This window comes from Micromonospora lupini (assembly GCF_026342015.1).
Taxonomy (GTDB): domain Bacteria; phylum Actinomycetota; class Actinomycetes; order Mycobacteriales; family Micromonosporaceae; genus Micromonospora; species Micromonospora lupini_B.
In genome coordinates, this window is sequence record NZ_JAPENL010000001.1 from 3102718 (window position 1) to 3115692 (window position 12975).

A 12975-nucleotide genomic window follows, 5' to 3' on the forward strand; every position below is an offset into this window, starting at 1 on the left:
CGGTCCCGCCGGATGGCGCTCAGAAACCCAGCTTGCGCAACTGCCTCGGGTCGCGCTGCCAGTCCTTCGCGACCCGCACGTGCAGGTCGAGATAGACCCGGCTGCCGAGCAGCTCCTCGATCTGCCGGCGGGCGTTCGTGCCGACCTCCTTGAGCCGGCTCGCCTTGTGGCCGAGGACGATTGCCTTCTGACTGGGCCGTTCCACGTACAGGTCGGCGTAGATCTTGATGACCTTCCCCTCGGGGACCATCTCCTCGACCACCACGGCGATGGAGTGCGGCAGCTCGTCGCGGACGCCCTCCAGGGCGGCCTCCCGGATCAGCTCCGCGACCATCACCTGCTCCGGGTCGTCGGTAAGCATGTCGTCCGGGTAGAGCTGGGGCGACGGCGGCAGGTATTTGGTCATCACGTCGACGAGCGTGTCCACCTGGTGCCCGGAGACCGCGCTCACCGGCACGATCTCGGCGAACTCCCCCATCTGACTCACCGCGAGCAACTGCTCGGCCAGGCGGCGCTTGTCCACCAGGTCGGTCTTGGTGACGACCGCCAGCACTGTCGCCTTCAGCTCGGCCAGCTCGCCGGTGATGAACCGGTCGCCGCGTCCCACCGGCTCGTCCGCCGGGATGCACAGGCCGATCACGTCGACCTCCGTCCAGGTGGAGCGGACCAGATCGTTGAGGCGCTCACCGAGCAGCGTACGAGGGCGGTGCAGGCCAGGCGTGTCCACCAGGACGAGCTGTGACTCCGGACGGTGCAGGACCGCCCGGATGACGTGCCGGGTGGTCTGCGGCTTGTTCGAGGTGATCGCGATCTTCGTGCCGACGATCGCGTTGGTGAGCGTGGACTTGCCGGCGTTGGGCCGGCCCACGAAGCAGCCGAACCCGGCCCGGTACGGGCGCGGCTCCGGATCCTGGACGGGGCTCACTCGGTCACCGTGCCGAGCACCGTGCCGTCCGGCGCGGCCACGTGGATCGGCGCGTCCACGGCGAGATCGCGCACCGCGGCGTGACCGGCGCCGTCAAGCGTCGACGCCTCGGTCACCACCGCCGCCGCCTCCAGCCGACCCGCCCCGGCGGCCACCGCCGAGGCCACCGCCAACTGCAGGGCCGTCAGGGTAAGCGAGGGCAGCGCGACGCTTGCCGCCGCGTACGTCCGGCCGTCGGAGTCCCGGACCGCGGCGCCCTCCACGGCACCGACCCGCCCACGGGCGCCCCGGGCCAGGACGACGAGCTTGCCGTCCTCCGCGCTCAGCGGCGCCGGCGCGGTGGGGGTGGGCCGGGCGGCGGGCGCGGCGGGTGTCTCAGGCATCGGCGGCTTGCCTCTCCTCGTCTCGGTAATGGTCCGGGTCGTCCCCGGGGCCGGCGTGGTCGCCGCGCCCGGTGCTGTCCTGCTCGTCGCCCGACTCGACCCTGCTGACCAGGACTGTGTCGATCCGGTTGCGCCGGCCCGTGGTGCCCTCGGCGACCAGTCGGAGACCGGCCACCTCGGCCTGCGCTCCGGGGATCGGCACCCGCCCCAGCGACTGGGCGAGCAGGCCACCGACCGTCTCCACCTCGTCGGTGGGCAGGTCGGCGCCGAACATCTCGCCCAGGTTCTCCACCGGCAGGCGGGCGGTCACCCGCACCGAGGAGTCCGCGAGGCGTTCGACAGGCGGGCGTTCGACATCGTACTCGTCGGTGATCTCACCGACGATCTCCTCCAGGATGTCCTCGATGGTGACCAGACCACCGGTGCCGCCGTACTCGTCGACAACGACGACCAGGTGGTTGCGGGCCGCCTGCATCTCCGACAGCAGATCGTCGACAGGCTTGGACTCCGGCACGAAGGTGGCGGGGCGCATCAGCTCGGCCACCGGCAACTGCTCGGCGTCCGGCTCGCCGCCCCGCGACCTGCGGATCAGGTCCTTGAGGTAGAGCACCCCGAGCACGTCGTCGACGCTCTCGCCGATCACCGGAATGCGGGAGAAACCTGAACGCAGGAACAGCACCAACGCCTGGGCGAGGGTCTTGCCCTCCTCGATCCACACCATCTCGGTACGCGGCACCATCACCTCGCGGGCGATGGTGTCGCCGAGCGCGAAGACCGAGTGGATCATCTGACGTTCGCCGTGCTCCACGACGCCGCGCTGCTCGGCCAGGTCCACCAGCTCGCGCAGCTCCACCTGGCTGGCGAACGGCCCCTCCCGGAAGCCGCGCCCCGGGGTGACCGCGTTGCCGATCAGGATGAGCAGCGACGCGAGGGGGTTGAGCGCGCGGCCCAGCCAGCGGACCAGCGGCGCGACCGCCCGACCCACCGCGTACGCGTGCTGCCGGCCGATGGTGCGCGGCGCGACACCGACCACCACGAAGCTGACCACTGTCATCGCGCCGGCGGTGACAAGCGCGGCACGCCAGCCGGCGCCGAAGCTGTCCACCGCTACCAACGCCACAAGCGTGGTGGCGGTCAGCTCGGCGAGCAGCCGCAGCAACAGCAACAGGTTGAGGTGCCGGACGACGTCCGAGGCCACGACCTGGAGGGTCCGGGCGCCGCGTACACCGTCGCGGGCCAGCTCGGCGGCCCGGGCCGGCGAGACCGCGGCGAGCGCCGCCTCGGTCATGGCGATCACACCGGCCAGCACCACCAGGCCCGCCGCGAAGACGATCAGTTGCAGGTCGGGAAGGCCGGCCGTGGGGCCGACCGCGAGTAACGGAGGAGTGGACATCACTGGGTGCGGGTCGACCGCCAGCTCGCCAGCAGTCGAGCCTGCAGAGCGAACATCTCGCGCTCCTCCTCCGGCTCGGCGTGGTCGTAGCCGAGCAGGTGCAGCACCCCGTGCACGGTGAGCAGGTGCAGCTCGTCGGCCGAGGCGTGGCCGGCGGTCGCCGCCTGCTTGGCCGCGACCTCGGGGCACAGCACGATGTCACCGAGCAGGGCGGGCTCGCCGCCGGCGGGGGCGCTCTCGCCCGGACCGTGGTCGACGCTTCCCTCGTCCATCGGGAAGGCGAGCACGTCTGTCGGGCCGTCCCCGCCCATCCAGCGGTGGTTCAGCTCGGTCATGTAGTCGACGTCGACAAGCAACACGGACAGCTCGGCGAGGGGGTTGACCCCCATCTCGTCGAGGGCGTGCCGGGCGACGGCGAGCACGGCGTCGGTGTCGACCTCGACACCGGACTCGTTGGCGATCTCGATGGACAACTGCTTTCCTCTGCTTTAGCGGCGGCGGCCGGCCCGGCCGCCCTGGGCGGGTCGCCCGGGCACGGCATGGACGCCCTGCGCCTGCTGGTTCTCCCGCTCGGCGTCCCAGCGGGCGTACGCGTCGACGATCTCCCCGACCAGCCGGTGGCGGACCACGTCGGAGCTGGACAACTGGGAGAAGTGCACGTCGTCGACGTTCTCCAGGATGTCCCGAACCACCCGCAGGCCGCTGCTCGTCCCGCCGGGAAGGTCCACCTGGGTGATGTCACCCGTCACGACGATCTTGGAGTTGAAGCCGAGCCGGGTGAGGAACATCTTCATCTGCTCGGGCGTCGTGTTCTGCGCCTCGTCCAGGATGATGAACGCATCAGAGAGGGTCCGGCCCCGCATGTACGCCAGCGGGGCGACCTCGATCGTCCCCTGGGCCATCAGCCTCGGGATCGACTCGGGGTCGAGCATCTCGTGCAGCGCATCGTAGAGCGGGCGCAGGTACGGGTCGATCTTCTCGTTGAGCGTGCCGGGCAGGAAGCCCAGCCGCTCCCCCGCCTCGACCGCCGGTCGGGTCAGGATGATGCGGTTGACCTGCTTGGCCTGCAACGCCTGGACGGCCTTCGCCATCGCCAGGTAGGTCTTGCCGGTGCCGGCCGGGCCGATGCCGAAGACGATGGTGTGCGAGTCGATCGCGTCGACGTACCGCTTCTGCCCGAGGGTCTTGGGGCGGATGGTGCGCCCGCGACGGGAGAGGATGTCGAGGGTCAGGACTTCGGCGGGCCGCTCGGCGCTGCCCTGCTCGAGCATGCCGACGGTACGCCGGACGGCGTCACTGGTCAGGGTCTCGCCTTTCTCGATGAGTTCGAGCAGCTCACTGAAGACCCGCTCGGCGAGGGCGTTGTCCGCGGGGGCGCCGGTGATCGTGATCTCGTTGCCCCGGACGTGCACGTCACTCGCGACCGAGCGTTCGACGAGTCGCAGGATCTCGTCGCCCGCGCCGAGCAGATTGACCATGATCTTGGAGTCGGGCACGGTGATCCTGGTCTGCACCCGGGGCGGGCCGGGAGGTGGGGTGCCGGTCATAGGTCGGGCCGAAGGGCCCTGCGCACCTGCTCTCGATCTCGGCGCCGGCCCTGCTGGCACGGCGTGCGGACGTTACACCCATCGTATCGGGTCAACGCGGGCCGCATCGCGCCCATTTCCGCTGGCCGCGATCAACTCCCGGCCCGGAAGTCGTACCTGTCGAAGGTCTCCTGGTGGCGGGTGAACCGGTAGGTCGCCCAGTGCATCCGGACCACCGTCCGTGAGTCGTCCCGGGTGAGCCGCAGCAGCTCGCCGACCTCCCGGCCGGAGACCGTCCGGAACACGTCCGGCCGGTCCGGCAGCGGTGCGAAGACCGCCGGCGGGCGGCCCGCCGGGTCCCGGACCCCGCGCGCCTGAAGGGTGCCGTCGTGCCAGGAGAAGACATATTCGGAACCCTCGCCCCACCAGCGGCCGAGCATCCCCCGCAGGGCTGCCGGAGCGGATGCGCCGGGCACCCAGGGCTCGATGTCGGCGGGGTCGTGTTCGACAGCCTCGGTGAGCAGCCGGTGCGGCAGCTCTAACAGCTCGGCCGCCGTACCTGACGAACCGAGCACCGCGACGCCCATCGCGCCGGCCGTGCCGTCGCCGCCCCGACGGCCGTACACGCCGGCCAGGAAGCCCGGCATCGCGCCGTCGTGCCCCACGTGCACCACCCGTTCGCCCTGCGGGACGAGGATCAGGCCGAGCCCGAAGCCGGCGCCCCAGAGCGTCTCGTCGGTGGTGGTCAGCGGCCAGCGCATCTCGTCCAGGGTGCCCGGGGCGAGCACCGCGCCGGCCGGGTCGAGCGCCGCCGGGTCGGCGAGGAACGCCGCCCAGCGGGCCATGTCGGTAGCGGTGCTCCAGAGCTGGGCCGCCGGGCCGACCGCGCCGAGGTCGGTCGGCGGCTCCGGGTGCGCCTCGTCGGAGTACGCGTCGACCAGGTAGCCGGTGGCCGCCGAGGGCCTGGGCGTCACTGTGGTGTCGGTCAGCCCCAGCGGCGTCAGCACCCGCTCGGCGAGCACCTCCGCCCAACTTCCCCCGCGTAGTCGGCCGACCAGCAGGCCGAGCACGGCCAGACCCAGGTTGGAGTAGTGGAACCGACGGCCGGTGGGCAGCACCCGCTCGGCGCGGTCCAGCCCGGCCACCAACTGCTCGGCGTCCGGCGCGTCCAGGGTGTCCCAGACGTCACCGAACGGCTCGCGTTGCAGGCCGCCGGTGTGCGACAGCAGCCGGCGCACGGTCAACTCGCCGTGCGCGGGAAGCTCCAGGTGCCGGCTCACCTGGTCGTCCAGGTCCAGCAGCCCGTCGTCGCGGCACTGCAGGGTGAGCACCGCCGTGAAGGTCTTGGTGACCGAGCCGATCCGGAACTGGGTGCCCGGACCCAACGGGCTGTCGGTGCCGGTGCCTCCGACGGTGCAGGTCCACAGCGGCCGGTCGGCGCGGTGCAGCGCCGCCGACACCGCCGGCACCCGCGCGTCGGCCTGCACCCGCCGGACCAGCCGACCCAACCTGTCGTACGCGTCCGGTCCGTCCGTCACGCCAGGTCCCGGGCGAGCATCGGGCCGAGCGGAGCGCCACCGAGCAGGTGGGCGTGCGCGTGGAACACCTCCTGCCCGCCGTACGCCCCGGTGTTGAACATCAGCCGGAACCCGTCGCCGAGCAGCCCCTCGTCCTCGGCCACCGCGGCGGCCGTGGCGAGTACCGCACCGGCCAGCGCCGGATCGCCCTCGGCGAGCGTGGCGACGTCGGCGTAGTGCTCCTTCGGAATGACCAGGACGTGCACCGGGGCCTTCGGGTCGATGTCGCGGAAGGCGAGCGTGGTGGCGGTCTCCCGGACCACTGTGGCCGGGATCTCCCCGGCGACGATGCGGCAGAACAGGCAGTCGGATCCCATCGGGGCAGTGTAGGTAAGCGCGACCGGCTCGGGCAGGATGGCCGGCATGACGGATCGGGCGGTACTGGTGACCGGTTCCTCGCGCGGCATCGGCCGGGCGGTGGTGGAGGCGTTCGCCGCCGGCGGCGACCGGGTGGCCATCCACCACCGCGACTCCGCCGACGCGGCCGAGGAGCTGCGCGCGCGGCTGCCCGGCTCGGGGCACGTCGTGGTCCGCGCCGACCTCACCGACCCGGACGCGGTCCGGGCCATGGTCGACCGGGCCGCCGAACTGCTCGGCGGGCTCGACGTGCTCGTCAACAACGCCGGGGTGTACGGCGACCGGGACGCCCCGCACCCGGTCTTCGGCACCTCGTACGAGCAGTGGCAGCGGCGCTGGCGTCAGGCGGTGGAGACAAACCTGACCGGGGCCGGCAACGTCATCTGGTGCGCCGCCCAGCACCTGCGCGAACGTGGCGGCCGGATCGTCAACGTGTCGTCCCGGGGCGCTTTCCGGGGGGAGCCGGACCAGCCGGCGTACGGCGCCAGCAAGGCGGGACTGAACGCGTTGGGGCAGTCTCTCGCCGTGGCGCTCGCGCCGTACGGCATCACGGTTGCCACCGTCGCGCCGGGCTTCGTGGCGACCGACATGACGACCGAGCACCTGCGCGGCGAGCAGGGCGCGGCGATCCGGGCGCAGAGCCCGTTCGACCGGGTGGCCCGGCCGGAGGAGATCGCCGCGGCCGTGCACTGGCTGGCCTCGCCGCAGGCGGAGTGGGCCTCCGGCACCATCGTCGACCTCAACGGCGCCTCCTACCTGCGCAGCTGACCGGCCGCTCCGACAAGATCGGCTACCAGCGGCCCAGTCGGGTGGCGAGCACGCTGAGCGCGGCCACTCCGGCGGTGGAGGTGCGCAGCACCGCCGGGCCGAGTCGCACCGGCCGGCCACCGGCCTCGCGGAACGCGGTCAGCTCGGCCGGGGCGATGCCGCCCTCCGGGCCGACGACCAGGACGATCTCACCGGCGGACGGCAGCTCGGCGGTGGTCAGCCGCTCCTCGGCCTCCTCGTGCAGGACGAACCCGGCGGCGGCGCCGGCGATGCGGCGGGCGACAGTCGCGGTGGACTCGTCCGGCGCACCGGCCACCACCGGTAGCCAGGGCCGGCGGGCCTGCTTCGCCGCCTCGCGGGCGGTGGCGACCCACTTCTCCCGGGCCCGTACGCCCCGGTCGCCGCGCCACTGGGCCACCGAGCGCGACGCCGCCCAGGGCACGATCTCGTCCACCCCGACCTCGGTCATCGCCTGCACGGCCAACTCGCCCCGGTCGCCCTTGGCGATGCCCTGCACGGTGACGATCCGGGGTACGGGCGCGTCCGCGTACCCCCGGGAGGTGACGGTGACGTCCAGGCTGCCCTTGCCGACGGCGGTGACCACGGCGGCGGCCGTGCCACCCCGGCCGTCGGCGAGCAGCAACTCCTCGCCGACGCGCAGCCGCTGCACGGTCGCGGCGTGGTGGCCCTCGGGGCCGTCCAGGGTCAACGCGTCACCGGTGGGCAGCGCGTCGACCAGGAAGAGCGGCGCCGACACCTCAGGCGTGGCCGTTGAACGCGTCGCGCATCCGGGAGAAGAAGCCGCCCTGCTTGGTCAGCTCGGCGACCTCCTCGCCCCGGGTTTTGGCGAAGTCGCGCAGCATCTTCTCCTGGTCGGGGTCGAGCTTGGTGGGCGTCCGGACGTCGAGGTGCACGTAGAGGTCGCCCCGGCCGGTGCCGCGCAGGTGCGGTACACCCCGGGCGCGCAGCCGCAGCGTGCTGGCCGGTTGGGTGCCGGCCTTGACGTCGACGGTCTCCTCGCTGTCAAGCGTCTTGATGGTGAGCCGGGTGCCCAGCGCGGCGGCAGTCATCGGCACGGTGACGCGGCAGTGCAGGTCGTCGCCCTTGCGGGAGTAGACGTCGTGCGGCCGCTCGTGGATCTCCACGTAGAGGTCGCCGGCGGTGCCGCCGCCCGGGCCGACCTCGCCCTGCTGGGCCAGCCGGATCCGCATGCCGTCCTCGACACCGGCCGGGATCTTGACGGTGAGCGAGCGGCGGGTGCGTACCCGGCCGTCGCCGGCGCAGGTGGGGCAGGGGTGCGGGATGGTGGTGCCGTAGCCCTGGCAGACGGTGCACGGCCGGGCGGAGACCACCTGGCCGAGGAAGGTGCGCTGCACCGACTGCACCTCGCCCCGACCACCGCACGCCTCGCAGGTGGCCAGGTGGGTGCCGGCGGCCGTGCCGGCGCCCGAGCAGGTGGTGCAGAGCACGGCGGTGTCCACGGTGATCGGGGCCTCGACGCCGAACGCCGTCTCGTGCAGGTCGAGTTCGAGTCGCAGGATCGCGTCGGCGCCCGGGCGGGTCCGCGGACGTGGGCCACGGGCGCCACCTCCGGCGCCGCCGAAGAACGCGTCCATGATGTCCTGAAAACCGACGAACGGGCCGGCCCCGCCGGGGCCACCCGGGCCGCCGGCGCCGCCGCCTCCCGGGGCGAGCGGGTCGCCACCCAGGTCGACGATCTGCCGCTTCCGGTCGTCCGAGAGGACCTCGTACGCGGCGTTGATGTCCTTGAACTTCTCCTGAGCCTCCGGGTCCGGATTGACGTCCGGGTGGAACTGGCGCGCCAGCTTGCGGTAGGCGCGCTTGATCTCGTCATCGGAGGCTTCCCGGCTGACACCGAGGATGCCGTAGTAGTCCCTGGCCACTGCGTTCCGTGTCCTCATGTTCGTCTCGCGTTACGCCGACCGGCGGCCGCAGCCGGCCGTCGGCCCTGACTGGTCAGTTCTGGGCCAGCAGCTCGCCCACGTAGCGTGCCACGGCGCGCACCGTGGCGATATTGCCGGGGTAGTCCATCCGGGTGGGCCCCAACACGCCGAGGCCACCCACGATGGTGGCCCCCGGGCCGTACCCGGTGCTGACCACCGAGGCGGCGCGCAGGTTGTCGAACTCGTTCTCGTCGCCGATCAACACCCGGGTCGTGCTGGGCTCGGTCTCGCCGATGAGCTTGAGGAGCACGACCTCCTCCTCCAGGGCCTCAAGGATCGGCCGCAGCGAGCCCTGGAAGTCGAGCAGGCCACCCCGGGTGAGGTTGGCGGTGCCGGCCAGGGCGATGCGTTCCTCGTGCCGCTCGACGAGCGTCTCCAGCAGGACCGTGGCGAGGGTGGTCATCGCCGGACGCAGCTTGGGCGGCGCCTCCTCGACAAGCGCCTGCACCAGCGGCGGAGTGTCCGACAGCCGGGCGCCGGCGAGCTTCTCGTTGACGAGCCGGCGCAGGTCGGTGACGTCGTCGGCGGGGACCGGCCCGGGCAGCTCCACCAGCCGCTGCTCCACCCGCCCGGTGTCGGCGATCATGACGAGCATCAGCCGGGTGGTGGAGATCGGCACCAGCTCCAGGTGCCGCACCGAGGAGCGGGCCAGCGACGGGTACTGCACGACTGCCACCTGCCGGGTGAGCTGGGCGAGCAGGCGTACGGTGCGGTGCACCACGTCGTCGAGGTCGACCGCGCCGACGAGGAAGCGCTCGATGGCCCGGCGTTCGGCAGGGCTGAGCGGCTTGACCCGGGACAGCCTGTCGACGAAGAGGCGGTAGCCGCGGTCGGTGGGCACCCGGCCGGCACTTGTGTGCGGCTGCCGGATGTAGCCCTCCTCCTCCAGCACAGCCATGTCGTTGCGGACCGTGGCCGGGGAGACCCCGAGCTGGTGCCGCTCGACCAGGGCCTTGCTGCCGACCGGCTCCTGGGTGGAGACGTAGTCCTCGACGATGGCGCGGAGCACGGCGAGCTTGCGGTCGTCCAGACCCATCCTCCGCACCTCCTGTCGCACGTCGGCCGCAGGCCCGCGCGGGGCCGACGGCCGTCCTGGCACTCGACTGTAACGAGTGCCAGTCTACGTCGGCGCCCCCGCCGACGCGATGATCAACGACAGCCCGTCGGTGCGGTCCGCGCCACCCCATGCGAGCCGATCGGCCCGCGGGGCCGGGCGGTGTCGCTCTGGTGCGACGTTGCCGCCGGCACCTACCGTGACAGTCATGACTGAACCACCTCGCCCTCCCGGCGCGGGAGACCCCGGCAGTTACCCGCCGGAGCCGACTCCCCCGGGCTCGTCCTCCGCGGCCGAGCCGCCCACCGCACCACTGTCCGGGGCACCCGGCCCGGGCGGCTATCCCCCGGCCGGTGGCTATCCGCCGCCCACCGGTGACCAACCGCCGTCGGGCGGCTACCCTCCGCCGGGTGACTATCCGCCGCCTGGCGGTTACCCGCCGGGCGGCCCGACTGGCGGTTATCCGACCGGGGGCGCGTTCGGCGGTCCCGGTGGCGGTTACGCCAACAACGAGGACAAGACCTGGGCGCTTGTCGCGCACTTCGGTGGCGCGGCTGGGATGATCATCAGTGGGGGCGTACTCGGCTGGATCGCTCCGCTGGTGGCGCTGCTGGCCCGGGGCAACCAGTCCCCGACGGTCCGGTCACACGCCGTCGCCGCGCTCAACTTCCAGCTCATCTGGTCGATCGTCGGCCTGGTCGGCTGGGTGCTCTCGTGCATCCTGATCGGCTTCATCGGCGTCGGGGCGGCCATCATCCTCGGTGCCGTGTTCGGCATCATCGCCGGCATCAAGGCCAACGAGGGCAGCCTCTACCGCTACCCGCTCTCGGCCAACCTCGTCAAGTGATCCGGGCCGGCCGCTCCCCCGGCCGGTCCGGCGCACCACCATCGCCGCCCGGGCGGCACGCCGGGTCCGGGCGGCCGGGGCGGCACGCGGGGTCCGGGCGGCCGGGGCGGCACGCGGGGGTCAGGGCAGCAGGTCGCGGACGACCGCGTCGGCGAGCAGTCGCCCGCGCAGGGTGAGCACCGCCCGGCCGGCGGCGTAGTCCCCGGCGGCCAGCAGGCCGTTGGCCAGTGCCCGCTCGGCGCCGGCCCGGCCGGCCGCGTCGAGCACCGCCAGCGGCAGCCCGCTGGCGAGCCGCAGCCGCAGCATCACGTCCTCCATGTGCGCCTCGTCGACGGTCAGCACCTCGCGGGCCAGGCCGGGTGACGCTCCGGAGGCCAACCGCTGGGCGTACGTCGTGGGGTGCTTGACGTTCCACCAGCGCACCCCGCCGACGTGGCTGTGCGCCCCCGGGCCGAGCCCCCACCAGTCCGCGCCGGTCCAGTAGAGCAGATTGTGCCGGCACCGGGCCGCGTCGGTGCGCGCCCAGTTGGACACCTCGTACCAGGACAGGCCGGCCGCGTCGAGGGCGGCCTCCGCGGCCAGGTAGCGGTCCGCGGCGACGTCGTCACTGGGGTACGCCAGCTCGCCGCGCTTCATCCGCGCGGCGAGCCGGGTGCCGTCCTCGACAATCAGGGCGTACGCGCTGACGTGGTCCACCCCGGCGGCGACCACCTGCTCCAGCGTGGCGGCGAAGTCCTCGGCCCGCTCCCCAGGCGTGCCGTAGATCAGGTCCAGGTTGACGTGCTCGAACCCGGCGTCGCGTGCCTCCAGGGCGGCGGCGGTGGCCCGACCGGCGCTGTGTTTGCGGTCCAGGATCGCCAGCACGCCCGGTGCGGCGGACTGCATGCCCAGCGAGATCCGGGTGTAGCCGGCCGCCCGCAGCCGCCGCAACGACTCCGGCGTGACCGACTCCGGGTTGGCCTCGGTCGTCACCTCGGCGTCGGCGGCGAGCCCCCAGGTGCGATCGATGCCGTCGAGGATGCGGGCCAGGTCGTCGGCGGGGAGCAGGGTGGGAGTGCCGCCGCCGACGAAGACCGTGTCGACCCGGGGCGGCGGGTTGTCGCCGAGCACCCGGGCGGCGAGCGCCAGCTCGGCAAGCACGGTGTCGGCGTACGCCTCGCGGCTGGCGCCCCCGCCCAGCTCGGCGGCCGTGTAGGTGTTGAAGTCGCAGTAGCCGCAGCGGCTGGCGCAGAACGGCACGTGGACGTACACGCCGAAGCCGCGCGCGCCGACCGCCGAGGTGGCGGTGACGGGCAGCGATCCGTCGACGGGGACGGTCTCACCATCTGGAAGGACGCCGGGCATGGCCACTAGTGTGCCCGGCATGACCTCTCCCGACGTCCTCGTGCGGGTCGCCACGGCCCGTGGGGTGACCACCCTCACCCTGGACAGCCCGCACAACCGCAATGCGCTCTCCACCGCCCTGATGACCCAGTTGCTGGCCGGGCTGGCCGCCGCGGTGGCCGACGACGCGATCCGGGTGATCGTGCTGGACCACACGGGCCCGGTCTTCTGCGCGGGCGCGGACCTGAAGGAGACCGCCGCTGCGTACGCGAGCGGAACGGTGCCGGCCGGGATGCTTGGCGACGTCCTCGCGGCGCTCTGGGAGTGCCCGAAGCCGGTGCTCGCGCGGGTCGCCGGGCCGGCGCGGGCCGGCGGGCTGGGCCTGATCGCGGCCGCCGACCTGGCGGTCTGCGCCGACGAGGCGACCTTCGCGTTCACCGAGGTGCGGATCGGGGTGATCCCGGCGGTGATCTCCGCGACCGTGCTGCCCCGGCTGCACCCGCGCGCCGCCGCCGAGCTGTACCTGACCGGCGACACCTTCGACGGCCGACGGGCGGCCGAGATCGGCCTGGTCACCGCAAGCGTGCCGGCGGACGCGCTGGACGACGCGGTCCGGCGCTACTGCGACTCGCTTGTGCGCGGTGCGCCCGGCGCGCTGGCCGGCGCGAAGGAGCTGCTGCGCCGACCGGGTACCGCCGAGCTGCGGGGAGACCTGACCCGGCTGTCCGCCCTCTCGACCGGCTACTTCCTCTCCGACGAGGGGCGCGAGGGGGTCACCGCGTTCCGGGAGAAGCGATTGACGCGATGGGTGGCCGCTCTGGACGCGGATCACGGCGATCACGCGGGGTAGGACAGGTG

14 protein-coding genes are annotated in these 12975 nt (G+C 73.1%); 3 read left to right on the forward strand and 11 right to left on the reverse strand.

Annotation, left to right across the window (positions count from 1 at the left end):
* Positions 1-19: 19 nt before the first annotated feature.
* The 7 genes from era to OOJ91_RS14430 form a co-directional block, all read right to left on the reverse strand.
* Positions 20-925 (reverse strand): GTPase Era, encoded by a 906-nt coding sequence (gene era, locus OOJ91_RS14400; protein WP_266245114.1) that lies wholly within the window; start codon positions 923-925, stop codon positions 20-22.
* The gene (locus OOJ91_RS14405) at positions 922-1308 is read right to left on the reverse strand and encodes a hypothetical protein (protein ID WP_007463949.1); all 387 of its coding nucleotides are present in this window, start codon (positions 1306-1308) and stop codon (positions 922-924) included. Before OOJ91_RS14405 ends, era begins: the two co-directional genes overlap by 4 nt.
* Positions 1301-2725 carry a hemolysin family protein gene (locus tag OOJ91_RS14410; RefSeq protein ID WP_266245397.1) on the reverse strand — a complete coding sequence of 475 codons (1425 nt, stop codon included), beginning with the start codon at positions 2723-2725 and terminating at the stop codon, positions 1301-1303. Before OOJ91_RS14410 ends, OOJ91_RS14405 begins: the two co-directional genes overlap by 8 nt.
* The gene (gene ybeY, locus OOJ91_RS14415; RefSeq protein ID WP_266245117.1) at positions 2701-3174 is read right to left on the reverse strand and encodes an rRNA maturation RNase YbeY; all 474 of its coding nucleotides are present in this window, start codon (positions 3172-3174) and stop codon (positions 2701-2703) included. The genes OOJ91_RS14410 and ybeY overlap by 25 nt, the downstream gene beginning before the upstream one ends.
* A 15-nt stretch (positions 3175-3189) precedes the next feature.
* Positions 3190-4248 carry a PhoH family protein gene (locus tag OOJ91_RS14420; protein WP_266245118.1) on the reverse strand — a complete coding sequence of 353 codons (1059 nt, stop codon included), beginning with the start codon at positions 4246-4248 and terminating at the stop codon, positions 3190-3192.
* Positions 4249-4379: 131 nt separating this feature from the next.
* The gene (locus OOJ91_RS14425) at positions 4380-5765 is read right to left on the reverse strand and encodes a serine hydrolase domain-containing protein (protein ID WP_266245119.1); all 1386 of its coding nucleotides are present in this window, start codon (positions 5763-5765) and stop codon (positions 4380-4382) included.
* Complete coding sequence (locus OOJ91_RS14430; protein WP_007463963.1) at positions 5762-6121, reverse strand: histidine triad nucleotide-binding protein; 360 nt, start codon at positions 6119-6121, stop codon at positions 5762-5764. Before OOJ91_RS14430 ends, OOJ91_RS14425 begins: the two co-directional genes overlap by 4 nt.
* A gap of 46 nt (positions 6122-6167) precedes the next feature.
* Between OOJ91_RS14430 and OOJ91_RS14435 the strand changes: the two genes are divergently transcribed.
* Positions 6168-6929 (forward strand): SDR family NAD(P)-dependent oxidoreductase, encoded by a 762-nt coding sequence (locus tag OOJ91_RS14435; protein ID WP_266245120.1) that lies wholly within the window; start codon positions 6168-6170, stop codon positions 6927-6929.
* A gap of 22 nt (positions 6930-6951) precedes the next feature.
* On the opposite strand, the gene OOJ91_RS14440 is transcribed toward OOJ91_RS14435, so the two are convergent.
* The 3 genes from OOJ91_RS14440 to hrcA form a co-directional block, all read right to left on the reverse strand.
* On the reverse strand, positions 6952-7686 hold the full coding sequence (locus OOJ91_RS14440) for a 16S rRNA (uracil(1498)-N(3))-methyltransferase (protein ID WP_266245121.1): 735 nt from the start codon (positions 7684-7686) through the stop codon (positions 6952-6954).
* Position 7687: 1 nt separating this feature from the next.
* Positions 7688-8833: a molecular chaperone DnaJ gene (gene dnaJ / locus OOJ91_RS14445; RefSeq protein WP_193376646.1), complete on the reverse strand. Its 1146-nt coding sequence runs from the start codon at positions 8831-8833 to the stop codon at positions 7688-7690.
* A gap of 73 nt (positions 8834-8906) precedes the next feature.
* Positions 8907-9929 carry a heat-inducible transcriptional repressor HrcA gene (gene hrcA / locus OOJ91_RS14450; RefSeq protein WP_266245122.1) on the reverse strand — a complete coding sequence of 341 codons (1023 nt, stop codon included), beginning with the start codon at positions 9927-9929 and terminating at the stop codon, positions 8907-8909.
* Positions 9930-10155: 226 nt separating this feature from the next.
* On the opposite strand from hrcA, the gene OOJ91_RS14455 reads away from it, so the two are divergent.
* The gene (locus tag OOJ91_RS14455; protein WP_266245123.1) at positions 10156-10794 is read left to right on the forward strand and encodes a DUF4870 domain-containing protein; all 639 of its coding nucleotides are present in this window, start codon (positions 10156-10158) and stop codon (positions 10792-10794) included.
* 120 nt (positions 10795-10914) lie between these two features.
* Here the strand turns inward: OOJ91_RS14455 and hemW are convergent, their stop codons facing one another.
* On the reverse strand, positions 10915-12138 hold the full coding sequence (gene hemW / locus OOJ91_RS14460; RefSeq protein ID WP_266245398.1) for a radical SAM family heme chaperone HemW: 1224 nt from the start codon (positions 12136-12138) through the stop codon (positions 10915-10917).
* A 19-nt stretch (positions 12139-12157) separates the two neighbouring features.
* Between hemW and OOJ91_RS14465 the strand changes: the two genes are divergently transcribed.
* Entirely contained in the window at positions 12158-12967 is an 810-nt protein-coding gene (locus OOJ91_RS14465; RefSeq protein ID WP_266245126.1) for an enoyl-CoA hydratase-related protein, read from the forward strand.
* Positions 12968-12975: the final 8 nt, after the last annotated feature.